The 25962-nt window shown below is 42.2% G+C and carries 17 protein-coding genes and 1 pseudogene; 3 read left to right on the top strand and 15 right to left on the bottom strand.

The annotated features are described in order from the left end of the window. Positions 1 to 63 precede the first annotated feature (63 nt). The 3 genes from lysS to ACGEDC_RS04915 all read right to left on the bottom strand — a co-directional run bounded on the left by lysS (position 64) and on the right by ACGEDC_RS04915 (position 4620). The gene (gene lysS / locus ACGEDC_RS04905; RefSeq protein ID WP_394496838.1) at positions 64 to 1566 is read right to left on the bottom strand and encodes a lysine--tRNA ligase; all 1503 of its coding nucleotides are present in this window, start codon (positions 1564 to 1566) and stop codon (positions 64 to 66) included. Between the two features lie 12 nt (positions 1567 to 1578). Next, a protein-coding gene (prfB, locus tag ACGEDC_RS04910) for a peptide chain release factor 2 (protein WP_394496840.1) occupies positions 1579 to 2677 on the bottom strand; the annotation gives its coding sequence in 2 pieces (ribosomal slippage) (positions 1579 to 2601 and positions 2603 to 2677; 1098 coding nt in all). A gap of 278 nt (positions 2678 to 2955) precedes the next feature. Continuing rightward, positions 2956 to 4620 carry a methyl-accepting chemotaxis protein gene (locus ACGEDC_RS04915; protein WP_394498246.1) on the bottom strand — a complete coding sequence of 555 codons (1665 nt, stop codon included), beginning with the start codon at positions 4618 to 4620 and terminating at the stop codon, positions 2956 to 2958. 440 nt (positions 4621 to 5060) lie between these two features. Between ACGEDC_RS04915 and fdhF the strand changes: the two genes are divergently transcribed. After that, positions 5061 to 9353: a formate dehydrogenase subunit alpha gene (gene fdhF, locus ACGEDC_RS04920; protein WP_394496842.1), complete on the top strand. Its 4293-nt coding sequence runs from the start codon at positions 5061 to 5063 to the stop codon at positions 9351 to 9353. Positions 9354 to 9419: 66 nt separating this feature from the next. Here fdhF and chrA read toward each other — a convergent pair whose 3' ends face one another. Together chrA and ACGEDC_RS04930 are read right to left on the bottom strand one after the other, a co-directional pair. Next, the gene (chrA, locus tag ACGEDC_RS04925) at positions 9420 to 10574 is read right to left on the bottom strand and encodes a chromate efflux transporter (protein WP_394496844.1); all 1155 of its coding nucleotides are present in this window, start codon (positions 10572 to 10574) and stop codon (positions 9420 to 9422) included. A 215-nt stretch (positions 10575 to 10789) separates the two neighbouring features. Next, complete coding sequence (locus ACGEDC_RS04930; protein ID WP_394496846.1) at positions 10790 to 11242, bottom strand: MarR family winged helix-turn-helix transcriptional regulator; 453 nt, start codon at positions 11240 to 11242, stop codon at positions 10790 to 10792. 235 nt (positions 11243 to 11477) lie between these two features. On the opposite strand from ACGEDC_RS04930, the gene ACGEDC_RS04935 reads away from it, so the two are divergent. Next, entirely contained in the window at positions 11478 to 11678 is a 201-nt protein-coding gene (locus tag ACGEDC_RS04935; RefSeq protein WP_055024913.1) for a hypothetical protein, read from the top strand. Between the two features lie 107 nt (positions 11679 to 11785). Next, the gene (locus ACGEDC_RS04940) at positions 11786 to 12418 is read left to right on the top strand and encodes an MliC family protein (protein ID WP_394496849.1); all 633 of its coding nucleotides are present in this window, start codon (positions 11786 to 11788) and stop codon (positions 12416 to 12418) included. Positions 12419 to 12775: 357 nt separating this feature from the next. On the opposite strand, the gene ACGEDC_RS04945 is transcribed toward ACGEDC_RS04940, so the two are convergent. The 10 genes and pseudogenes from ACGEDC_RS04945 to hrpB form a co-directional block, all read right to left on the bottom strand. Next, complete coding sequence (locus ACGEDC_RS04945; RefSeq protein WP_055024915.1) at positions 12776 to 13162, bottom strand: glycine zipper family protein; 387 nt, start codon at positions 13160 to 13162, stop codon at positions 12776 to 12778. A gap of 242 nt (positions 13163 to 13404) precedes the next feature. Then, on the bottom strand, positions 13405 to 14103 hold the full coding sequence (locus ACGEDC_RS04950; RefSeq protein WP_394496852.1) for a DUF3581 domain-containing protein: 699 nt from the start codon (positions 14101 to 14103) through the stop codon (positions 13405 to 13407). A 139-nt stretch (positions 14104 to 14242) separates the two neighbouring features. Further along, positions 14243 to 15223 carry a sterol desaturase family protein gene (locus ACGEDC_RS04955; protein WP_394496854.1) on the bottom strand — a complete coding sequence of 327 codons (981 nt, stop codon included), beginning with the start codon at positions 15221 to 15223 and terminating at the stop codon, positions 14243 to 14245. A gap of 97 nt (positions 15224 to 15320) precedes the next feature. After that, positions 15321 to 16916, bottom strand: coding sequence for a TonB-dependent receptor family protein (locus tag ACGEDC_RS04960; RefSeq protein ID WP_394496856.1), 1596 nt, complete (start codon positions 16914 to 16916; stop codon positions 15321 to 15323). A 65-nt stretch (positions 16917 to 16981) separates the two neighbouring features. Next, positions 16982 to 17545 (bottom strand): TonB-dependent receptor plug domain-containing protein, encoded by a 564-nt coding sequence (locus tag ACGEDC_RS04965; protein ID WP_394496858.1) that lies wholly within the window; start codon positions 17543 to 17545, stop codon positions 16982 to 16984. Next, positions 17545 to 18783, bottom strand: coding sequence for an imelysin family protein (locus ACGEDC_RS04970; RefSeq protein WP_394496860.1), 1239 nt, complete (start codon positions 18781 to 18783; stop codon positions 17545 to 17547). The genes ACGEDC_RS04965 and ACGEDC_RS04970 overlap by 1 nt, the downstream gene beginning before the upstream one ends. Before the next feature lie 87 nt (positions 18784 to 18870). Then, entirely contained in the window at positions 18871 to 20622 is a 1752-nt protein-coding gene (locus ACGEDC_RS04975) for a DUF4856 domain-containing protein (RefSeq protein ID WP_394496862.1), read from the bottom strand. 307 nt (positions 20623 to 20929) lie between these two features. Then, positions 20930 to 23215 carry a penicillin-binding protein 1B gene (gene mrcB / locus ACGEDC_RS04980; protein ID WP_394498248.1) on the bottom strand — a complete coding sequence of 762 codons (2286 nt, stop codon included), beginning with the start codon at positions 23213 to 23215 and terminating at the stop codon, positions 20930 to 20932. After that, positions 23131 to 23310, bottom strand: a complete 180-nt coding sequence (locus ACGEDC_RS04985) for a hypothetical protein (protein ID WP_394496864.1) — start codon at positions 23308 to 23310, stop codon at positions 23131 to 23133. The genes mrcB and ACGEDC_RS04985 overlap by 85 nt, the downstream gene beginning before the upstream one ends. Before the next feature lie 31 nt (positions 23311 to 23341). Then, a pseudogene (gene hrpB / locus ACGEDC_RS04990) lies at positions 23342 to 25929 on the bottom strand (ATP-dependent helicase HrpB). Positions 25930 to 25962: the final 33 nt, after the last annotated feature.

The following is a 25962-nucleotide window of genomic DNA, read 5'->3' on the forward strand; positions in this document are numbered from 1 at the left end:
AGTTTCTTGCTTTAAAGCAAAATTAAGCCCTGTTCTTAATTAAACATCAGGCTTAATCAACAATTACCCTTGTGGGCGCATTGCTGGGAACAAGATCACGTCACGGATAGTGTGAGTGTTAGTGAATAACATCACTAAACGATCGATACCAATACCTTGACCTGCTGTTGGTGGTAAGCCGTGCTCTAGTGCTGTGATGTAGTCTGCATCATAAAACATTGCTTCGTCATCACCAGCATCTTTTGCATCAACTTGCGCTTTAAAGCGGTTGTCTTGATCTTCTGCATCGTTAAGCTCAGAGAAACCATTAGCCACTTCACGTCCGCCGATGAAGAACTCGAAACGGTCAGTGATAAAGTGGTTTTCGTCATTGCGACGAGCAAGTGGTGAGATGTCAGCTGGGTAACCCGTAATGAACGTAGGTTGCATTAACTGTGGCTCTGCCGTTTCACCGAAGATTTCTTCAAGTAGTTGACCACAAGTCCAGAATTTCTCGATGCTCATACCAATGCTTTTCGCAAGGTTACGCATAAACTCAACGTCTTTAACTTCTTCATAAGTCATAGACTGAATCGTTTCGTTGTCAGGGTTGTACTTCTTAATCGCATCTAACATGCTCATACGTGCGTATGGACCGCCAAAATCAACGGTGTGCTCGCCGTATGGCAGTTGTGGTGAACCACAAAGCTCAGTTGCGATTGAACTTAGCATTTCTTCTGTTAAGTCCATTAGGTCGTTGTAATCAGCATACGCCATATAGAATTCCATCATAGTGAATTCTGGGTTATGACGTGGTGATAAACCTTCGTTACGGAAGTTACGGTTAACTTCAAACACACGCTCAAAACCACCAACAACAAGACGTTTTAGGTAAAGTTCTGGCGCAATACGTAAGTACATTTCGATGTCTAACGCATTGTGATGTGTAATAAATGGACGAGCTGAAGCGCCACCTGGGATGCTATGCATCATTGGGGTTTCAACTTCCATGAACTCTTTTTTCACCATGAAGTTACGAATAGCAGTAACGACTTTAGAGCGCATGATGAAGGCTTCACGTGAGTCTTCGTTAACGATTAGATCAACGTAGCGCTGACGGTAGCGCGTTTCTTGATCTGATAGACCGTGGAATTTTTCTGGTAGTGGACGCAATGCTTTTGTTAGCAATTGGTACTCTTCCATGTTCACGTATAAATCGCCTTTACCTGAAAGGTGAAGTTGACCGGTTACGCCGACGATGTCACCAATGTCTAAACCTTGGTAAGTCGCTTTTAAATCTTTTTGAACATCTTTACCTGCATAAGCTTGAATGCGGCCAGATACATCTTGAATAACCAAGAATGGACCACGTTTAGCCATAACACGACCCGCAATAGAACGTTGAACGCCCATTTCTTCTAGCTCAGGCTTAGTGAAGTGGCCGTATTCTTTTTGAATATCAGCAGCCTTGTGTTTTCGATCGAAGTTGTTCGGGTGACCATTAGCAGGGCAGTTTTCGCGGATGTGATCTAGTTTCGCGCGACGTTCTGCAATTAACTTGTTTTCGTCTTGGGTTTGTTCAGTCATCTTCTTCTCTCGTTAAAGGCCAGATTTAAGGCTAGCTTCAATAAACTTGTCCAAGTCGCCATCTAAGACGCTTTGGGTATTTCGGTTTTCAACACCAGTACGTAAATCTTTAATACGGGCGTCATCAAGCACGTACGAACGGATTTGACTGCCCCAACCAATATCGGATTTGGCGTCTTCCGCGGCTTGTTTATCAGCATTTTGTTTGAGCATTTCTAACTCATACAGTTTTGCTTTTAACTGTTTCATTGCAGCGTCGCGGTTCTTATGTTGCGAACGGTCATTTTGACACTGCACGACCGTGTTGGTCGGTAAATGGGTAATACGAATTGCAGATTCTGTTTTGTTAACGTGCTGTCCACCCGCACCAGATGCGCGGTAGGTATCGACACGTAAATCTGCTGGATTGATATCAATCTCAATCGAATCATCAATTTCTGGGTAAACGAATACCGAGCAGAAAGAAGTATGACGCTTACCAGACGAATCAAACGGTGACTTACGCACTAAACGATGAACACCAGTTTCTGTACGTAGTGAACCAAAAGCGTATTCGCCAGTAAACTTGATGGTTGCGCCTTTAATACCGGCAACATCACCGTCGGTGACTTCCATTAATTCTGGTTTGTAATCGTGAGCTTCACCCCAACGCAGGTACATACGCAACACCATGTTTGCCCAATCTTGCGCTTCGGTGCCGCCTGAACCTGATTGAATATCTAAATAGCAATCTGATGCATCATGTGGGCCTGAGAACATACGACGGAACTCAAGTTCCTCTAGACGTTTCTCAAGATCTTCTAGCTCAGTACTCGCATCGTTAAAGGTTTCTTCGTCGTCTTCTTCAACGGCAAGCTCAACCAGTCCTTCAATATCTTCAAGGCCACTGTCCATATCATCAATGGTTTTGACCACTGCCTCTAAAGATGAACGTTCTTTACCCAGTGCTTGGGCGTTATCAGGATCGTTCCATACTTCGGCACTTTCTAACTCTCGGGTGACTTCTTCTAAACGCTCTTGCTTAGCAGCGTAGTCAAAGATACCCCCGAAGAAGTTCGGTGCGGTCAGCGAGTTCCTTGATCTTGAATTTAACTGGATTTACTTCAAACATGATGATTTCTACTTTATGGAAATTTAGATTGCTGCAAACCGAGTATTCTAACCTATCGCTAGCGCTAAACCTAGGTCGTTTTAATGACTTTTTGTCACTTTAGTTGGCCATGATTACAATCAAGTAAGTTGAATAAGTTTGATGAACACATTAACTGACCATTTATGAATTAATTAGACATAAAAAAGAGCCAAGCAACAAACGTTGCAATGGCTCTTTTATCTCAGTAAATACAATGAAATTAACTCACTGTTGGGCTTTATAATTCAATAATGGATTTACACCTTAAATTGACTCACCAATGTCGATAAGTAATCGCCAGAGCTTGCAACAGAAGTACTGACCTCAGCCGCTTGCTGGCTAGATGACAGCAGCTCATTAACGATTTCTTGCACCGAGGTGATATTGCGATTAATTTCCTCTGTTACTGAGCTTTGCTCTGTCGCAGCTGTCGCAATCTGGGTACTCATGTCATTAATGCTGGTCACAGACGATGTCACCGCACCTAAACTTTCTGAAATCGCTTTGGATGAATCCACTGAGCGCACACCACTTTTTTGGCTTTGCTCCATTGCATCAACGGCTTGCCCCACTAACTTATGTAGTTCAGATAGCATTTCATTAATCTCGACAGTGCTGGCCTGAGTACGACTTGCCAAGCTACGTACCTCATCAGCAACCACTGCAAAACCACGACCTTGCTCTCCTGCCCTTGCAGCTTCAATAGCCGCGTTCAATGCCAATAAGTTGGTTTGCTCCGCAATACCGCCAATCACAGATAACACTGAATTAATCTTTTTAGACTGCTCACTAAGTGAAGAAATATTATCAGCAGCGCTGTCGATTTGATTCATTAATTGCGACACTTCATTTAATGAAATATCCACACACTCTTGAGCCTTTAACACATAGTCTGAAGCATCATCGGTTGCTTCAGCCACACTATTGGTATTTTGCGCAACATCATTAGCAGTCGCCGACATTTCGGTAATCGCGGTTACGATTTGATCGACTTCGCTGTTGTGGCTATATAGCTGATTTGAAATGGTTACCGTTTGATCGTTTATGGTTTTTGCTGCGCCTTTAACCTCATCAGTTGCGCCTGAAACCTCGGTAATGATCGCCTGCAGTTTTTCAACAAACAGGTTAAAAGCAAGGCCAAGTTGTGCAATCTCATCTTTACCGCTCACTGTTAACCGTTTAGTTAAGTCACCTTCACCTTTTGCAATGTCGTTTAAAGACTCTGCCATGTTCTGGATTGGTGATACCATTTTGTGTGAGGCGAATACAACAATCATGCCTGTGACTAACGCTAATATGATGGCAAGAAGTAGAAACATCCCTACTTGTTCGTTCATCTTCTCTTGTGTGTACTGACGATATTCAGTGATGGATGCTTCAATATCATCAATGTATGCACCAGTACCCAGCATCCAGTTGGAGTTAGGGAGCATCACAGCATAACCAAGCTTTTCAACTAACTCGTTACTTCCTGGTTTACGATAAAAGTAAGTAAAACTGCCCTTACCTGATTTAGCCGCATCTAATAACCCCACAACAATTTTGGTGCCATTAGGGTCTGCCATATCAATTTTATTTTGCCCTTCCAACGAATCGTTAACGCCATGAAAAATACTCAAACCGCTATCGTCATAAATGTAGAAGTAGCCAGCACTGCCAAATCTCAGTGTACGAAGTGCTGCTTTAAAGTTTCCGTTATCACCTAGGCTACGCTGATATTCATAAACTGCTGTGGCAATTTCTAACTGCTCTTTCATTTGATTGTTGCGTTCTGCTATCAATTCAGAGCGAAAATGTTGAATGTCTTCTTCTAGTGCGCTCTTCTCAGTAAAATAATAAATGCTCAGCATCACTGCTAAAATGAAAGTAAGGGGAATTAATGCTAAACCTAATAATTTATTACGCAGGGACAAGTTTGACATCATGTTGTAACTCTCTCTCGATTCTTGTTATGGCATAATTATAGTTACAAAAAAGCATTCATTCTGATACATATGTAACCTTTTAGTAAACAACTCGTGAGCTAGATCAAATAAAGCTTAATTAGTACCATGCACATTCATCTGAATAGTAACTACTTTCTATTAAAAGGCTGATTTTTTGGTTAGTTAGCGTCAGGCACCATTAAGCCGCCTTGATCCCACCTGAGATCAAGATCAAACAAACCCTTTTTTTGCGAAGCACAAGCAAGCCTTTCAGTTTAAATATTAGCAAGCGCACATAAATACAGCATGATGTGAGCAACACAACAAAACCTAGCCCCATATTCCTCAGTTAATGTAGATCTAATAAAAATCGGTATATTTTGTAGAACTAATAAAAGGCATGTAAAGCCAACAAAGAATCAAACAAGGCCTACAAGATGATTACACTCAAAATAGACGGCAAATCATTGTCGGTTAATAGTGGAAGGAATCTTCTCCAAGCTGCACAGGAAGCAGGCATCCTTATTCCGAGTTTGTGTGACTCAACCTCGCCACACTCAGCGCACAAACAAGACTGCAATTTGTGTGTAGTCGATATCAACAATAATGACGGTAGTTGCCGCAAAGCTAAGGCTTGTAAGACCCAAGTTACCGACAATATGCACGTCACCACCCAGAGCGCAGAATTAAGTGAACTTCGCCGTGATGCATTAACCCATATTTTGTCTGATCATTTTGCTGACTGTGAAGCGCCCTGCCAGCAAGCTTGCCCAGCAGGTGTGGATATTCAAAGTTACTTATTTCATATCGCCCAAGGTAATCACACTGAAGCGGTAAAAATAATTAAACAAACCTTACCACTGCCGTTATCTATTGGCCGAGTTTGCCCTGCATTTTGTGAGGCTGAGTGCCGCCGTGGTTTAGTTGATGAGCCCGTAGCGATTCGCCAATTAAAGCGCCACGCGGCAGATTTAGATTTAGCTGATGAGCACAGTTACCAAATTGAACGTCAACCAGATACCGGTAAGAAAGTCGCCATCATTGGCAGTGGTCCTGCTGGATTAAGCGCAGGCTATTTTTTAGCAAATCAAGGCCATGAAGTCCGCATTATTGAATCAATGCCGCAAGCTGGCGGTTGGCTGCGTTACGGTATTCCAGAATACCGCTTACCTAAAGCAATCCTTGATAAAGAAATTGCCTTACTGACTGAAAATGGTCTTGAGATCCAAACTCAAACCCGCCTTGGCGAGGATGTACACTTAAAGCAGCTAACCGATGAGTATGATGCGGTTTGTTTAGCCATTGGCGCACAAAAAGCCGTGCCAATGAATTATCCCGGTAGCGACTTAACAGGCTGTTACTTAGGCGTTGATTACCTACGTGATTATTGCACCGATAAGCGTTTTGTCATTGGTAAAAAAGTCGCTGTCATTGGTGGTGGTAATACGGCCATTGACTGTGCTCGCACCGCAGTACGCGCTGGCCATGATGTCACTATTATCTATCGTCGTACTCGTGATGCCATGCCAGCTGAGCCTTATGAAATCCACGAGGCGGAAGTTGAAGGAGTTAAGTTTCACTTTCTGACTAATCCCGTTGAAAACATCAGCGATGAAAATGGTCAAGTCACAGCAATTAATTTAGCTAAAATGGTATTAGGTGAATCAGACTCATCAGGCAGGCGTTCACCTAAAGCAACTGGCGAAACCTTTATCGAAGCCTTTGATACTGTGATTGCCGCAGTATCACAAACCCCAGATATGAGCTTTTTAGAACACCCTGACAGTTACTTAACCAGTGGTGAAATTGCCTTAAGTCGCTGGAATACTTTTATTGGCTGTGAACACACCATGTCAGCAGGGGTTGATAAACTGTTTGTGATTGGTGATTCACGCACAGGGCCAGCCACAGCAGTAGCTGCTATTGGTGATGGCCGCAAAGCAGCAATTGCAATCGATAAACTGCTCAATCAAGGTTTGAGCTGCGAGCTAACGCCAAAGCAGTTTAATGCCACTAAAGCCTCAAAAACAGCATCCCTTGGTACTGAGCTTAGTACAGGGCTTGGTGCAGAACTTTATCCAACTACCAAGCCTGAGGCTCGTTATAAAATGGCTGAACTCACAGCCATTGAACGCCAACTTAACTTTAATGAAGTGGAACAAGGTTTTGAACATAGTGAGGCGATGAAAGAAGCGGCTCGCTGTTTAGAGTGTGCTTGTCAGGCCAATACCGACTGTAAGCTGCGAGACTACGCCACTGAATATCATGTGGATGCTAAAGCGCTGGATACCACCAGCATGCAACAATTTGCAGTGGACAAGACTAGCCCCTTTATTCAGTTTGATGCTAACCGCTGCATCAGTTGTGGCAAGTGTGTCGATATTTGTGGCCAGCAAAGTGGCCATAATGCGATTAGCTTTGAAAAAAACAGCTTTCAAGCACTACCCACTGATGTCATCGCTGAAACAGAACGCACTCGTCAAGCCCCTCGAGTGGGCTTTAAAGCAACGATGGCAGACAGTGATTGCGTTCAATGTGGTAACTGCGTGCAAGTTTGCCCAACGGGTGCATTGGTTGATGCACGTGATAAGCGTCAAGGCAGTAATGAACAACTTAACACCACATCAACCATATGTACTTACTGCGGTGTCGGTTGCCGAATTAACGTCAGCGTATCACCATCCACTGGTAGAATATGCCATGTAGAAGGCAGCAATGATTCAGACGTAAACGAAGGTATGTTGTGCGTAAAAGGTCGTTTTGGTTATGACTTTATTCAAAGTGAGCAACGTCTTACCACGCCGCTTATTCGTAAAAATGGCGGACTAATTCCTTGCAGCTGGGATGAAGCCATAGACACAATCGCACAAAAGCTTTCCGCAATTAAAGCCCAAAAAGGCGGTGATGCGATTGCCACCTTAGCTTCTGCTAAAGCCACCAACGAAGATAACTATTTGCTGCAAAAGTTCGTTCGTAGTGTGCTCGGTACCAACAATATTGATCACTGCGCCCGCCTATGTCATGCCAGTACCGTATCAGCGCTGCAGCAAAGTTTAGGTAGCGGCGCGATGACAGGCGATATTCCGGGAATTAAAGATTCGGATTTGATCTTTATTTTAGGCTCAGATACTTGTAATGCTCACCCAATCATTGCATCTAAAATCAAACAAGCGATCCGTCATCACGGTGCACGCTTGATGGTCGCCGATCCTAAACACATATCTATTGCAGACGAAGCCGAACTCTATGTGGCGCAAAAGCCTGGAACCGATGTTGCCTTAATCAATGCCATTATGGCCGAAATCATCCGCAATGATTGGCATGATAAAGATTATATTGCCGAGCATACCGATGGCTTTGACGCAGTTATCCATACGGTAATGCAACCTAAATACTCGTTAGAAAATGCCGCTAAAGTCTGTGGTATTAATGCAGAAAAAATTGCCCAGATGGCAAGGTTGATCGGCACTGCTAAAAAGACTGCGATTTACTATGCAATGGGCATTACGCAACATACTTCTGGCCATGACAATGTCACAGCCATTTCCAATCTGCAAATGCTATGCGGTAACTTAGGTCAATCTGGCGCGGGGATTAACCCACTTCGTGGCCAAAGTAATGTGCAAGGTGCTTGCGATATGGGCGCGCTGCCGCAATATTACACTGGCTATCAAAAGGTCGATAATCCAGATGTACAAGCGAAATTTGAGCAGCATTGGGATACTTCTTTATCGCCAAATGTAGGACTCACAGCGACAGAGGTGATGCATGCAATCACTGAAAATAAAGTCGATGCGCTTTACGTGATGGGTGAAAACCCTGTACTTAGCGATCCCGATCAAGCTCATGTGTTAGCTGCACTAGAGAAAATACCGCTTCTTGTTGTGCAAGATATCTTTTTGACAGAAACAGCTAAAATGGCCGATATCGTGTTGCCAGCTGCATCGTTTGCTGAAAAGCTCGGCCACTTCACCAATACAGAGCGCCGTGTGCAGCGGTTGCAACCCGTACTCCCAACGCCCGGTCTTGCTAAGCAAGACTGGAAAATAGTTCACGCTATTGCCAACAAAATGGGGGCTAATTGGGATTATGCTAATGAGCAAGCCATTACTAATGAGATAAACCTAGTGACGCCGCAATATCAAGGCATAACTTGGGACAGGCTCAACAATGATGCACAAGGCAAACCTAGCAAAGGTATTCAATGGCCATGTGTCAATGAGCAAGACTCGGGCACCGCTGTGTTACATCAACATGGACCAATAAAAGGCAAAGGCTTATTTACTGCGGTTGAACATCGAAGTCCTGCTGAGCCAGTTGATGATGAATACCCATTAGTGTTATCTACAGGTCGCTTGTTGGAACAATTCCATACGGGCACTTTGAGCCGTAAAACCCAAGGCTTGGATAAGCTGGGCTCACCAAGAGTCATGATATCGGTGTTTGATGCAGAACAATTGGGCGTTAAAAATGGTGATACCTTGAAACTATCAACTCGCCGAGGTGAAATTGAAATCAACGCCTTTGTAACCAAACGAGCTCAAGCTGGCGTGTTATTTTTGCCGTTCCATTTTGCAGAATCTGCGGCAAATAAACTCACCATCAATGCCATTGACCCCGTGGCAAAAATCCCTGAGTTCAAGGTGTGCGCGGTAAAAGCGGAGCGTGTTTCCAAACCTGTACTCAGCCAGAAAGTGAGCAGCAATCAAGCTGAACCCGCATTAGCTTAACCCTCGATATCACTTCAGATAAACAAAAAAGGCAGCGTAATCGCTGCCTTTTGTATGCTTAACGGTTTAATTTACCAGACTGATTAAAGCACCTGTCGCGGCAAAGCCCAATACCAATAATACGATGTTAGGCTTGGCAATTTTCAACACAGCAAAGCCAATTAACACTAACGCCATATCAATGGGTTCAACCACTGCGGAGGTAAATACAGGGCTGTATAGCGCTGCTAATAATAAGCCAACCACTGCAGCGTTAACGCCAGCAATCGCACCTGATATAGCTGGGCGTTCACTGATAGCATGCCAGCTTTTCAATCCCACCAGCATTAATAAAAAGCCCGGAATAAAAATCGCAAGCGTTGCGACAATCGCCCCTAAAATCGGTTGTTCAAGCCACAAATCAGCCCCTAAAAATGTGGCAAGGGTAAACATTGGACCAGGCACAGCTTGCGCTAACGCATAACCCGTTAAGAATCGATCTGAATCTACCAACTCACCAACATTAGCTTCAAGCAGTGGCAGTACCACATGACCGCCACCAAAAACTAAACTGCCCACTTGATAGAACTGAGCAAACACTTGCCCTAAGGTGCCGGTTTGATTAATCAAATAAAAACTACTGAGCAAACCTAGGATAAATACCGCAAGCCAGCCATAATTCAAGGTTATTGGCGTATTTTCTGGGGTAATATTTTCCCCTTTTGTCAGCACGACAAAGCCAATAATTGCTGCAAGTAATAAGACAACTATTTGGGTCAGTAAAGATGGGAACAACATTATACTTGCTGCGGTTGCAACCATTAATACCCGTGCGGTATTACGTTGACAAAATTGACCAAACATCGCCATTGTGGCATCAGCAACGACAACAACAGCGAGCAGCTTTAATCCATGTATAGCGCCCGATACCGCAGTGGTTTCAAGCCAGTGAGCACTGGTCACTGCTAATAAGAACAGCAAGAAAAATGAAGGTAAGGTAAAACCAACAAACGCAGCAATTGCGCCCATTAAACCGCCACGATGATACCCAATGGCAAAGCCAACTTGACTAGAACCTGGGCCAGGCATGAATTGGCTTAATGCAACCAAACTGCCATAACGTTTATCATCAAGCCAGTTTAGTTCGTTCACAAAGGTTTGTCTGAAATAACCAATATGCGCAGCTGGCCCACCAAAACTAATAAAGCCTAATGCCAAAAAGCGAGTAAAAATTTGCCACATAATCAAACGACTTCCAATTCCATTTATATAAGGATTGTACTTAAATCGATTGTACTCAAACCGATTCCACTCAAACCGATTGAGCTCAAATCGATTGACTCAACCAATAGTGCTCACATCAATAGTGCTCAACCCAATGTTGAAATTGATGGGTATGTTAACTTTTGAGTATATGACAGTTTAATTTAACTTTTATGACAAGCTGTGAAATTAGTTTATCCCTGTAAATGCGTTAAAGCCTTTTCACTTAAGCGCTTTAATTCACGTAACTCTTCATTATCACCGCCGACCTTACAACGCATTAATTCTGGTATTTTTTTGGCCTTCTGCTGCAAAGCTTTGCCGTCCCCAGTAAGGTGCAACACTCTAACTCGCTCATCATCTTTATTACGATCACGGATAACCAACCCCTTGGTTTCAAGTCGTTTTAATAGCGGGGTTAATGTGCCTGAATCTAAATGTAGCTTTTCGCCTAGAATTTTTACGCTAATGCCAGACTCTTTCCAAAGCACCATCATCACAAGGTATTGCGGGTAGGTCAGTGAAAGTTCATCAAGTAGCGGTCTATAAGCACGAATTAACGCATTGGTGGCACTATACATTGCAAAACAGACTTGGTTTTCAAGTGCTAATGGATCTAGGGTTTCGGTTGTAGGTACTTTACTCATGGCAAATGCTCCATGTTTTTTGGCAATATAACACTATGATTAACTATAATTTGGCCCATCTTACCACACTTTAATTGCGCACAAGTTAATCGCTTCATAGGCCGTTTAGTTTGAAGAACTTTTATCTCAAATAATTAAAGTTTGCTAAAGAGAAGCCGATAATGACATATCACCGATACCGAGTAAGGGTATCAACGTCGTATTTTAAGCCGTAACGTCAATAAAGTGAGAAACTATGTCTTTATCTATTAATTCACCATCAGCAATGCCTACAAATATTGATTCTGGTACTAGTTTAAAAGTCGCCGTAATGGCAAAAGATCAGCAAAAAGTTGAAGGCCAAATGGCTTTACAGCTAATTGAAGCAGCATTACCACAGCAATCAGCACCACAGCCAGTAGGTAATAGCGGTCATATTATTAGCACAAAAGCTTAATTCGATAGTTCAGCCAACGTTGAACAACGGCTAAAAACGCTTCATATTTAAACTGAATACGCTATGATTTGATTTATACGACCTTATAAAACAGGATGTTTATCATTATGCGTATTCAGATTTCAGCTTCGATCATTTGCCTTTTATTATTACTCCCATCTCAGTTAGCTCTAGCTGAAGAGCCTGTCATGCCATCATTTGATTGCCAACAAGCTCAAGGCCAAGTTGAAGAACTCATCTGCCAAGATAGTCACTTAGCCAGTTTAGATGTTGAAATTAACGAGATGTTTACCAAACTTAAATCTCAAACCAGTAATGATGAATTATCTCAGTTAAAAGCCTTTCAGCGAGGTTGGATTAAAGGCCGTAACGATTGTTGGAAAGCAGAGAATATAAAGTCATGCGTGCAAGATTCTTATGAGTCTCGACTCACAGAACTACAAATTGCTGCTGGCGAGTTTGAAATACCTGAGCCAATTCAATATCTATGTGGCGAAACGGCCAATGGCAACCTTACCAAAATTACCGCTTATTTTTATAATGACACCGCAATACCAGCAGCGATGCTGACGGTTTCCCCCAAAAGCCAATACCTTAAAACGACCAATTTTGCTTTGTTAACTCGCACCGCATCAGGTGCCAAATACCAAGGACAAAATTTTAGTTTTTGGACTCATCAAGGGGAAGCTATTTTTAGTCAGTTTGAGCAAGCTGATCTCAACTGTATCACTCACGAGTAGTGTCGTTACCAGTCTCAGGCATCTCATATTTTCAATGACATTAGCACATAAAAAATGTCATTAGACATGGTTTCAATTCAGGTTAACTGAGCGCTATTAAACCTGTATCACTCAAGGGTCATCTCATCATCAGTCTATGACGTCGCATGTTTTCAATGACATTCGCACATAAAAAAACCATGTCATTAGACATGGTTTCAACTCAGATTAACTGAGCTTTATTAAGCCAGTATCACTCAAGGGTCATCTCATCATCAGTCTCTGAAAACTCATGTTCACAGTGACATTAGCACATAAAAAAACCATGTCATTAGACATGGTTTCAATTCAGGTTAACTGAGCGCTATTGAACCTGTATTAGTTCAGTATTGTATATCCACGATTAGCCATACAGTTACGAACGACTGTTTCTTTTTCAGCTTCGTAATTTGCTTCGTTTGCACGTCTATCACGTGAGCCACCAAGTAAACCTGATGCGACACCGATACCTGCACCAATTTTAGCGCCATCAGAACCACTACCACCAGCGATAGCAGTACCTGCAGCGCCCACTGCAGCACCTTTAGCAGCGCTACTGATTACGCCTCTTGAGCTATCATTTTTCTGTACTTGCTGAGACATTTCAATGCATTGATGTTCGTCATAAATAAAATCTTTATCATCTACGCCAGTTTTATCATAGATGATATTTGCACTTGCTGAAAAAGCAAAAAAACTGAGTGAAAGTAATAATAGTTTTCTCATTGGGATGCCTCAAAAATTGAAAGGGTCAATCTGCATTGCAATAACGACAAGGCTGCGCAATACAAGTAATAATAACTATCCTAGCTAAATATGAGTGTAAAAACGGAATATCGTGTTTCACGAATGGAATAATACTGTTGAATCGACTTATTGGTTTTATTGATATTGGCGTTAACTATTATGAATCTCACACAAAAAAAGCAGCGATAATCGCTGCTTTTTATTATCTACATCATGCTGACTTAATTCAGTTTACTGCTTTCATAGGTATGGCACATTTGCTTAGCTTGCTCTTCGTCATATTCGCGCAGGCCGCTCAAAACAAGGGTTTTAACACCCGAACCAATAACCTTGCCTTCGCTCTTTAGTGCAAACTGCAACGTCACATCTCCACGTTTTCCGGTGATTTCCATATGCTGCTCTACCAGCTCTAAGCTCATTTCACTAAATTCAAAGGTGTCTAATTGAAAAGACATGCTTTCATAAATCACTAATGGTCTATTTGGATTTATCATCATGCCGTATTCTTTCATCATAGGCACTAATACATGGATGAAGTTGAGACCAGAAAAAGCCACATAGCTTTTAATAAACGCAGCAGTTTGCGTATCACACTGACAAACGTCACCCTGACGTTCAATGTGAAGGTATTCTTTACCTTTAGTATCGCAAATACTAAATTGCTCCCCAGCTTGCTTATCTAGTGTGAGTTCAACACCATCACCGACCATACCTGCAAATTTAAATTGCATATTTTGACTTAAGCCAAATTCAGTTAATACCAAGGCAAACAACAAATCGCCTGGCACACAAAAGCGTTTTGCGCCGACGTTGTGGATAGGATTAAAATCTTCAGCTACCAGTTTTGCGAAGTCACTGGCTTGTTGCGCTGAAATAAAAACACTTTGGTCTTGCTTGGCATAATAAGGTGACAAAAACATATACATCCATTCATTATTATTATGTGAAAGAAATCCCTCTCTCAGTGAGTTGGGCTTTTTGTGGCATAGAGTGTACTAGAAAAACACCAAAACACTCAGCCGATGACTATAACAAGCATAAGCTGCTGAAAAAATTAATTTATTTTAACTTGGGCGAGTTTTTAAAGGAAAAATACTTACTAAAGTGTCGAATTGAATACTTAAATGGGTTCAGATATATCCCCATTAACGTGTCGTGCCCAGGATTTCCTGTTACGCCAATTTTTAGCTCACTAACCCTTGATGCCTTAATCAAACTACCATAAGCCCGATCCCATATTGCTAATGCTGAACCTAAATTAGTGTCTCTATGCTCTTTGGCAATACTGTGATGCACTTGATGTTGTGCAGGGCTGATAAACCAATTCTCAAGCTTATCTCCCCATGATAGCCAAATATGGCTATGACGAAGGTTTGAGCCAAATACATTGAATAAAAATACAAACACATTAGCACCTAACACATCAAACATTTTCAAATTTGGACCAAACAGATAGTAACCGATCCCAACCGCGATCCCTTGCGTGAGTGCCATACGACAAGCATACAAGTAGCTTTCCACTGGGTGACTTCGATAAATAGTGAATGGTGTCATGACAGATGCTGAGTGATGAACTTTATGAAACTCCCATAAAAACGGTACTTTATGTAACACCAGATGCAAAATAAACCGAGTAAGATCATCAAGAATAAATAACAATGCAGTAAATACTGCAATCACGATGGTGAGGTTTTCGGTAAGAGGTTGGATTGAGCCAAATAGCTTCTCTAAGATATCACTGAGTCCAAGCGCTACAGGCACCATAGTAAATAACAATGGCGCAAACAACACCGCTTTTAACAGCTTGTTGCATACTAACAAGAGGTAGTCGTGTTTTGCGGAGCGGGATAAGTAAATTTCAGCGGGTAGTAAAAATTTGCCAAAGCTTTTTAACGATTTATCAGTATGCAAGCGCCAATATACTGGTAGCGCTAGTAGTATCGCTCCCACTATATAAAGCCCAAAGATACGTTTATTTGCATCTAAAGGATATGACAACAACTCACCAATATTACTCGAAAAAAACTCTACTACAGGCATGCTAACCTCTATTTGCCAGCCTTTATTGCTCACTGCAATGAGGGGTATAAAGCCTCATCCACATCATCACAGTGAGCAATGCGTTATCGCATCTTAATTAAAAACGATACTGGTAACCAATTTGAAATTGTTGTGGCTTGCTCGGTCTTGCGCCATAAGGTCTGCGACTGACAATTTCTTGTGTATCAAATACATTATCAGCTTTAACGTAGACTAAGCCATACTCATTAAAATTATAACTCGCTGACATATCTACCACAGTTAATGCTTCCGTTTTACTGCCTGATAGCACCACACCGTCACCCGATGCTTCAAGCATTTCACCAATGTAACGTACTATCATATTTACGTCCCATTGGTTACTTACTAAACCTAAGTTAACTGATATTTGGTTTTCAGGTAAATAAGGAAGCTCATCACCCGCTTCAATGTCGCCCCACATATCAAAACCCGATTCAAAACTCGTTTTAAACTCTGACTCTGTATAGGTGTATGACACTGATACAGGAAAATCTAAGTTATCAGTTAACGTAAAGTCATAACCCGAGGTTAGCTCAAGACCAATCACATCAACTTCGCCACCATTGAACTCAGTATCATCATCGCTGCCACAGCTTGAGAACTGACAACCTTCTTTAAGGTTACTAATGTCGTTGAAAAAGCCAATAAGCTCTAAGTTAAAGTTTCCATCATTATAGCGACCGCCTAGCTCATAGTTGACACTACTTTCCGTTTCAATAGAAGGGTCTTGCTTAGGGCTTGTTGGTAAGAAACCTTCATGCACTCCAAACAATAAACCGGCTTCATCAGATAAAGCGTAGAATAAACTTAAACTTGGCAGCCAGATGCTGGTTTCTTTTTTCAAATAATCTTGCTCGGCACCTGGTGCACGATTTTGATATTCAGCATCAATAAACTCTCCACGAACGCCGGCAGTAATATCGAGAGCATTGATACTGATGGTGTCTTGTAGATATATCGAAATAGCATCTGTGCTTTCGCGATCGGTTGTAGACGCTTTAGTCGCCACACCATCTGAAACCAACTGCGCATTTTGCATAAAATAATCATCAGTGGTGTGATCGCGCTCAATTTGATCTTGATGGAAACGTGCACCAACTTCAAAATGATTGTTATAACCGAGTAAATCCATATTCCAATTTAAATCAGACTGGATACCTTGGGTAAAGTAGGTTCTATCATTGTTACCCAAGGTCATTTTCTCATATTCAGCGACACTGTCTTGTTGCCCTGTTAATATTTGATAAAAGCGTTGGTTGGTCTCATCTTTATCTGGGTCGGCTAAGATCTCTTGCAAGCTTCGATTAACTAGGCCGCCTTTAAATCCATTGACCTTATACCATGCACGCTCAAAATCATTTCGATACACACGAGTGGTTAATTCAAAGTGATCATTCGTAACATAGTGGTTGAATTGAAATTGGGTGTGAGTCCAATCCATATTATCGAGTTGGCTAGCCACATAACGACGATTAGGGTTAGCCGCAAAATCATCATCACTTAAGCCTAAATAGGTTTCATCTGAGGTTTCATTTGCATAGGCAAGTTTTAATTCAAAGACTTGATTTACTGTTTCACCATCAAGGTCATAGCGCAGCTTTGCCATCAGGTCATTTTTTTCAAAGCCGGTATCACCGCCACCATCAAGCTCTTTAAAACCATCAGCCTGCATGTGCACGCCTTCAATTAAAAAACCAAAATTATCAATGGTGTCACCATAGTAAGCATGAGCTTTTGCTAAGCCATCACTCCCCCTGAGACATCAACTAAGCCTTCAGAGCTTTGCGGTACAGCACGGGTTACCATGTTTAACGAACCCGCTACGGTATTAGGGCCATATTTAATGGCTGCAGGGCCTTTAAACACTTCAATAGAAGTCATCTTAGACGTCATTGGGAAGTAATATGCCGATGCAGCAGAGTACGGCGCAGGGCCAATAAGTACCCCATCTTCCATGATATTAATCTTTTTACTGCGTTCAGGTGTTGCACCACGAAAACCGATGTTTGGTCGTAAACCATAACCGTCTTCTTCACGAATATTCACACCAGGTACGCTGTATAACACGCGGTTAATATCATCAAATTTAAATTGTTCAAGTGCCAGCTCATCAATCAATGTCGCAGAGCCCGTCGTTTTATTTAAACTCTGATCACGACCGATGATTTGCATTTGCTCCATGTAGCTATCATTGCTTTTTGCTGTTTCATCATCTTCGGCAGCTATGGCACTGTAACTTAGCAAAGAAGATTGAATGGCTAACACTAACGCTAATTTTTTAGTCATCAATAAACGATTCATTAGTCATTGTCTCCTGCTGATGTTTGCGGTAATTCTAAAGCTAAGGTGTTAATAAAATCAGATTTCAACGTATCTGTAACTGCTTTGACATCTGCGTGAGTTTCAACGACTTGTTGTTCATTATCCGTTAACGTTGCCGCTAAACTTTGCTCATAGGCTTGCGCACTGGCAATGGCCGCATCAATACTTTGGGTAATCAATGCTGCTGTTGATGCATCATTTTCATCAACGAGGTAATCATCGAAGCCAATACCTTGATCGCCTTCATACAAGGCTTTTAAAGCAATCAAGTTACTGGCGATATTATCAATTGAGTGAGCAGCTAGAGGAGATTCAACATCTTCAGGACAAACACTGGTACCACAGGTATTAGCAAAATACCCTAGCGGAGTGGCAAGCTTGCCATCTTTAGTGACACTGTCGATATAAAACAATGCATCACTGAGTTTGTTAACCGCTTCATGTACGGTAGCAAAACTACTTCCAGCCTCTCCCGCTGATTTTAATGTTGCAGCATAACCATTTTCACCAGACCACTCGGTAACAAGTTGATTGGCATTGTTGTTAATATCTTTTGCAACTTCGGCGGCAAACTCGCAACGAGCAAGACGACGTGACTCATCGGTACGATTATCCCATCCTTCTGGAGTCACACTACCTGTGCAGCTATGCTCAAGGCTTGGATTAAATAATAAATACTCTAATGCCACCATGCCTTTACGTGCTGGAGTACGTGTTGTGATGTCGTATGGCGTACCGTTGATATCGTTGTTCTCAAACGAAACAACATCTAAATCAACCCCACAGCGACTCATTACAGGCCAAGAATAGATCTTGTTTCTTAATGCGCCATCATCATTTAATAATGGGCCAATTTGCATCATTTCAACACGCTGCCATTGATTCATGGCCGTGCGCCAGCTTTGTTCAGCTGTTTCTGTTGCTGAAGTGAGTGCAGCATTGTCAACGCTACCTTGCTGTAAACCAGCTTCTGCTTGACATAATGCGGCGATATCATTGGCTTGAGTTAAACTTTTAGCAGCAAACTGCTGGAAGGTCGGCGTAATAACACCATCGACAATATTGCTAATTAATGCGGCTTGGTCAAAATCTGAAGAGGTATCTCCGTTATTACCGTAATCAGCGCCAGCTTCACTGCTGGTACTCTCGTTACAACCCACTAAAAAAGTGGCACTCATTGCGAGAAATAACATGGATAATGAATGCGGTTGTTTCATAAAATTCCCTTACTCTAAAAACGACAAAAGCTCGGTGTTTTTCAACACCAAGCTTTTTACTAATGTGAGGTCATATCACAATAGGATTTACCAGTTAGCAACGTTATCTGCATCAAGCTCATAGCTAGCTTGTAAAATATCACGCGCTTCGGTTAAGTCTTCGATATATCCATCAACATCACCCGTTAATTCTGGCTGTGTTGAGAATAATTCATGAACAGTTTCGAAGTCTTCATCACTGATGACAGCGTATTCACTGAACTGCAAACCTAATGCAAAACCTTTCATTTCTGAGTAATGCTTCGCTAGGTTTTCGTAATTGAAATCAGCACTGTCACCGCCAGTTGCTAGTGGTGCCAAATCAGCAGACACATCATTGATGTAATGAATAACTGTCGCAACGATTGCATTTTCCCATGCTTTCACACCCGCCATTGCATAGGTTTCAAGCTCAGTCATTTGAGCCTCAGTTAAAGCACTGCCCACGTTATCATTGATGATTTTACGACCAGCAATAAATGCTTCCATTGCTTGCATGGTGTAATCCGTTGGCATTGCATTATCAGCAGTACCTAAATCACGCTTTGCTGCATTGACAGATTGGCCAAAGTTGTACTCTGAACGTAAATCAATTTTGCCGTCACCGTCGGTATCATGTGAGCCATTCCAGTCCGCACGACCTTCATCTTCTGTCACCTTACCGGCAATTTCTACATCGCTGTATTCAAGGTAGTTACGAGCTGCACCAAAGTAGCCAAAACCTTCATCAAATTGATGCTCAAGGTTAGTGTAAGCAGCACCATCTTTAGCTGGGTTAATGTTGTCAGTCGTTAAGCCCTTACCTTCAGTATCAACACCAAAGTAATCATCTGCTGATTGAGAGTAAGTAATAGACATTAATAAGAATTTTTGAATTAATTGTGCTAAATCAACACCGTTTTCATCAATGTATACTTTCGAGATGTCATTACCACGAACATCTTGACGTACTTCACCGTTAATTTTAGCAACAGCATTATCAGCTAAACGATCAAATAACATATCGATAAGTGCTGAAGGTGTTGTAGAACCTTTCGCACCCCAACCAGCAAATGCACCGTTATTCCAGTCTTCATGTTGACCAGTAGCATCATTACCAGCCACTTTATCAGTAAGGTTTTTGTATCCTGTTAGCTCAGAGATTAGCCCATCTTTTGAGTTATCAATAAAGGTAATCGCAATATCAGGGTACTGAGTATCTTCATCAGGGTTGTAGAAGTAATTCAGCTTAGCCAGTACTTCATCTTTCGTTGTTAATTCGTTGCTGTCGATTTCAGCTTCTAATGTCGAAGAGATGTATTGATTTAATTCAGCAATTAAAATGTGACGAGCATTTTGGCCAGTATAGGTCACACTTGACTCGCCATCATTTAACTTACTGTCAAATACGTAGCGATCCATGATGTCATTAACCGTTACAGTCACGTCTTTAGTAAACGTTGCACCATCGCCATCCGTTGCAGTGATGGCTAAAGTAAATTCTGTTGATTCTGCAGCATCGGCATCTAAAACAACACCGTCAGCTAATTTTAGTGTTGTGCCATCAATAACAAACTGGTCACTGGTCAATGAGAAAGTATGAGAGTCACCAGCATCACTATCAGTTGCAGACAAAGTACCTACTGTCGCGCCAGCAGTGTTTTCATCAACAGTTGAATCAGAAAGAGAGATATCAGTTGGTGCAGAATTAGTGGGTTCTGTAGTTGTTGGACTATCAGAAGAGTCTGAACCACCACAAGCTGTAAGTAAGCCTAATGAAAGTGCGATAGTCGTCGCTAATACTGTTTTATTAAGTTGCATAAATTTCCCTAGATACAAAAACTGTAATTGTGAAACCAAAATGTTAATGACTTATCAATTGAATGATACATAAATGCAAATGATAATTCATCTTATTCGCAATATTTTTTTAATCATTGCTAATTTACGCTTGACTAAACTTTATCCACACGCACCAAAAATTAAACTAAACCTCTGAAAATAAACTATATAAATTCCACCCTACAAATTAAAACCAAACAAAAAGGGCTACTCAAAATGAGTAGCCCTTTTTGTTAAATCGATGTAGCACTATCTATATTGGCTATTTAATGTACTAAAATTGTTATTAATTAATAATCTTTTGCCACCAAGAACGTTCATCACCGCAATTATCTACTGGGTTATAACTATCAACTCTCGCTGGTAGTGCTACCACATTATCGCAGTCAACTTGCTTAGCGACACCTGTACTTCTATCAAAGTAACCTTGAGTAACGCCATTAACGGGCGTCATACGTAAGCCCAAAGGTGGACGCTGCTTTAAGAACGCTTGATAGACGGCCATGGCACCACTTGAGCCATATAATCCCGTTTTTGAATTATCATCCTGCCCCACCCAAATGGCAGCGACATTTCGCTCATCAAAGCCTGCAAACCAAGAATCTCGACTATCGTTACTGGTACCCGTTTTGCCCGCTAAATCCACATTAGGAAACGCTTGGCCTAATCGTTTTGCGGTACCATTTTTTACCACCTGATTCATCGCATATTGAACTAAAAAATCAGTCGCGGGTTCTAGTCCTTGTGTTGCGCTTTCACGGCTCACTTTTAACGGCTGGTTATTCGTATCTAACACTGCAGTAATCGAGCTTAATGGACGATAACGACCGTTATTGGCAATAGTTTGATAAACTTGGGCAACCATATATGGAGAGCCATTAATAGCTCCAAGTAGCATTGAAGGATAACGAGGGATCGTCTCACTCCAGCCTGCACTAGTCATGGTTTTAGCTACGTTATCCACGCCAATTTCAATCCCGACGTTCACCGTCGGGACATTCATCGAGTTTTTAAAGGCTGTTAGTAATGGTACTTCGTCTCTGAACACTTTATCGACATTTTGTGGTGACCACGTCTTACCCTGACCGTTTTGTAAGGTAATCGGTTTATCTGCCACTGGAGATGCCAAGTTATATTTGTGACCTTGTTGTAATGCTGTGGCATACACAAAGGGTTTAACTAACGAGCCAATGGGTCTGCGGATTTCAACAGCACGATTAAAGCCATCAAAGCTAGGTACTCTGTCACCTACCATAGCGGCAATCCCATTCGTGTACTTATCTGTTACGACCATGCCCACTTGCACATCTTTCGCTCTTTCATCCAGCGTTTTCATGGTAGAAACTACGGCTTTTTCAGCTGCATCTTGTGCCATAGGGTCTAACGTGGTGTAGACCTTCACACCTGACTGTTGTAATAAACTATCGCCATATCGACTGCGTAGTTCATTTTTAACCACGGCAAAAAAGGCTGGTAACTTTTGATGTACCGATTTATTAAAGTCACGCAAGCCTAGAGGTGATTCAACTGCGGCTTTGTATTGTTCAACATTTAACTTGTCGTCTTCCATCAGTAGACGAAGTACCAAGTCACGTCGATTTTGCGCACGCTCTGGTGAGCGCCATGGATTGTAATATGAAGGCCCTTTAATTGCTGCGATCAAAAATGCTTGCTGTGAAACAGTGAGCTCTGCAATCGGGCGACCAAAATAAAACTGCGAAGCTAATCCCATACCATGCACGCCACGAGATTTATCCTGGCCCATATAAACTTCATTTAAATAAGCTTCGAGGATTTCATCTTTGCTGTATCGAAAATCAATAATGATCGCCATTAACGCTTCACGGATCTTACGTACAATCGAGCGTTCACTGGTTAAGAAGAAGTTTTTCGCCAATTGCTGGGTCAGAGTTGAGCCACCTTGAACGGTGCGCCCCGCGGTAATATTAACGATAGCTGCACGAGCTATGGCAAATGGGTTAACGCCATGATGTTCATAAAAACTGCGATCTTCTACTAGGATCAGTGCATCTACAATGGCTTGCGGCATCTCTTCTGTTGGCACAAATAATCTATCTTCACCACCTGAAGCTAAAATTCTATCTAACAATACAGGCTCTAAATGAAATACGGCCATTTGGCGTTTGTCTGACATACGCTGCACCGATGACACACCTTGGCTATCGAATGAAATCATCACTCGCTGAGCAACTTGATCGCCTTCGGGATGTAAAAACGGTCGACGCCATAATTCTATTTTGCTGCTTGATGCAGAAAACTCACCGACTTGCCTTGGGTTAGCGACTTTACGATATCCCAGTAATTTAAGCTCTGACAATAATTGCGGATGGCTAATGGCAGCGCCTGGATAAATCGCCATTGAGCGGCTAAATACTTGGGCTGGTAAATGCCATTTCTGACCTTCAAATTTTCGGGCAATGATTTGATCGAGATAAATACCGTAAGAGCTAACGATAACTAAACCGATTAAACCCAGTTTCCACGTAAATGACCAAAGCGTTTTCCATTTCGAGCGGCTATTTTTTTGGGATTGACTCGTTTTACGCCAGATTTCTTCGGCGATGATTTTTTAGCAGGTGCCTTTTTAGCTGGAGCCTTCTTAGACGAGTCTTTTCTTGCCGTTGGCTTTTTTATTCTGTCAGTCATAATTTGCGTAATTCTATTTCGTCCTTGGCTATTACTTTAAGCCTGGCGTTTTCTTTTTAGTAAATTTAGTTGCTGTCGTGTTGGCAGGGTCATCTGGCCATAAATGACGAGGGTATCGGCCTCGCATTTCTTTCTTTACTTCAACATAAGGCCCTTGCCAAAAACTGGCTAAATCTGCAGTCAACGCTATTGGGCGCTGCGCAGGTGATAATAACTCCATGGTAACCACCAGCTTACCATGAAGCAGTAATGGACTTTGTGATAAACCTAATGCCTCTTGCAACCTTACCCGTAATAAAGCACGGCCACGAACCGAATGACTTGCTAATACTTCATCTGACGCTTGATCGATATCTTCGCAGCCTTTATCACTCGCTTCGTCAATTTGATAATGAATAGGCGCTGATGTTCCAGTCGCCATTTTCCAATGAGTCGGCAGTAATTCGTTTAAGGTTTGCTGCTGAGACCAAGTTAATAAGTTTTTAACTTGGCTCAATATATCCAGTTTTTGTAATTTAGCAATCGAATTAACATCGACTAAATACGGTGCTAACCATTCAGATAATGTCGCTAATAAATCAGCACTGTCTAACGATGGCCAGTCATACTCTGGTGCATATAACTGCGCAAGTTTTACTCGGCATTGTAACTGATAAAACCCCTCATCAAGGTTAAGAATACTTAACCCTTTAGATTGAATGTGGCTGATTAGCGCTTGGACAATTAAATCTGAATCAACGTTAGACTCAAGCGAGCGACTCACAATAAGTTCACCAATTTTCTGCTGCTTTTCAGCAAAAAACCGTCCTTTTGCTTCGTCCCATTCACAAACTTTATGTTCGGATATAAGCAAACCTAAGTCGTGTTTAAGGTGCTCGGGGTTTATCGCAGCAGCTAAATATACCCGCCCAGCATTGCGCCCTTGAGATTCTTGAAAGTCGGCCACAACAAGCCATTCATGGGTCGACATATTATCTTCAATATCAATCGTTACCCCAGTACCGTTACTAAGCCTAAATCCTTGCTTACCACGAGCTTGAGCAATTCTATCTGGGTATGCCAAAGCGAGTAATGTGCTGATATCACGACTTGCAGCATCACGAGCAAGTTGTTTAATGTCTGAGGAAACTGATAATGACGCTTGCCATTTGTTAACTTGTGCCGCCATCAAACCTTGCGTAGCTAGTGATAGATACTGGCTAATATCGACGCCTTTTTTCGGTAGCCCGCGCGCTTCTAACACCGCAGCTAATAAACACGCCAGCGACACTAACTCCGGTTGCTTTTGCGTCTTAGCCAATACAGTCGATTGCAATAGCATATGTGCTAACCGAGGATGGCAGCCTAACTCATAAGCCGCTTTGCCATGTGGCGAAATTTTATGATTAGCATCCACAAGCTCAAGTTGCGTTAATAACTGCCACGCCGTTTGTTGATGAATTGCGGGCGGCGCAGTAAGCAGTGGTAAGTTTTCAATATTGCTTTCCCCCAATAAGCACATTCTAATGCCATGGTGGTTAATTCACTGACACTGATTTCAGGCGCTTCTGCTTTAGATAAACGGCTTTGTTCTTCTTGCGCCCATAAACGCACACAACAACCTGGAGCAAGTCGTCCAGCACGACCTGCACGTTGGATAGCAGAAGCTTGGCTAATACGTTTAAGAGATAGTCGGCTCACACCAGTACGAGGATTAAAGCTTGCTTCTCGCTTATAGCCACTATCGACAACAAGGGTTATTCCATCAATAGTTAAACTGGATTCGGCCACGTTGGTTGCCAGCACGATTTTACGTTTGCCCTTCGGTGCACCAGCAATTGCGTTATCTTGCTCAGCTGGCGTCAGATCACCGTAAAGAGGGCATAGAAGAAATACCTGAGTATCAACCTTTTGACTTAATAAGCGCTGCAGTTTATTGATCTCCCCCTTACCGGGTAAAAAGGCGAGGATAGAGCCCATTTGATATTGCTGCGGCACATGTGATGAGTCGGTTTTTACAGATTCTGCAATCACATTTGCCATGTGTTCTAGCCATGGTTGTTGCCGAGTCACTGGTCGATAAACCTGTTCAACATCAAAGCTGCGCCCTTCACTGACCAATAATGTCGCCTCAGGCATAAGCTGCTGAAGCGGCAAGCCAGCTAACGTCGCCGACATTGCGATAAGGGTTAAGTCATCCCTTAAGGAATCTTGTACTTCTAGGGTAAGTGCTAAACCAAGGTCGGTAGGTAAGTGGCGTTCGTGAATTTCGTCGAATATGATCACATCAATTCCATTGAGCTCTGGATCTTGCTGGATCATACGAGTGAGTATACCTTCGGTGACTATTTCTAAGCGGGTATGACGACTAACCTTAGTGTCACCTCGAACACGATAACCAACGCTATCACCTACTTTCTCGCCTAATGATTGAGCAATAAAATGTGCCACACTCCGAGCGGCGACTCGTCTTGGTTCAAGCATCAATATTTTGCCGTTAATACTTGGCCAACTGAGCATAGCCAAGGGCAATGCCGTTGACTTACCCGCTCCAGTAGGGGCTTCAAGAATAATTTGACGATGTGTTGATAGCGCTTGTTGCAGTGGCTCGAACAAGGCTTGAATAGGTAATTGGCTCAAAAAATAACTTACACAAGAAAATACTGAAGTCAG

The organism is Shewanella sp. ENK2 (assembly GCF_043568515.1).
Taxonomy (GTDB): Bacteria; Pseudomonadota; Gammaproteobacteria; order Enterobacterales; family Shewanellaceae; genus Shewanella; species Shewanella japonica.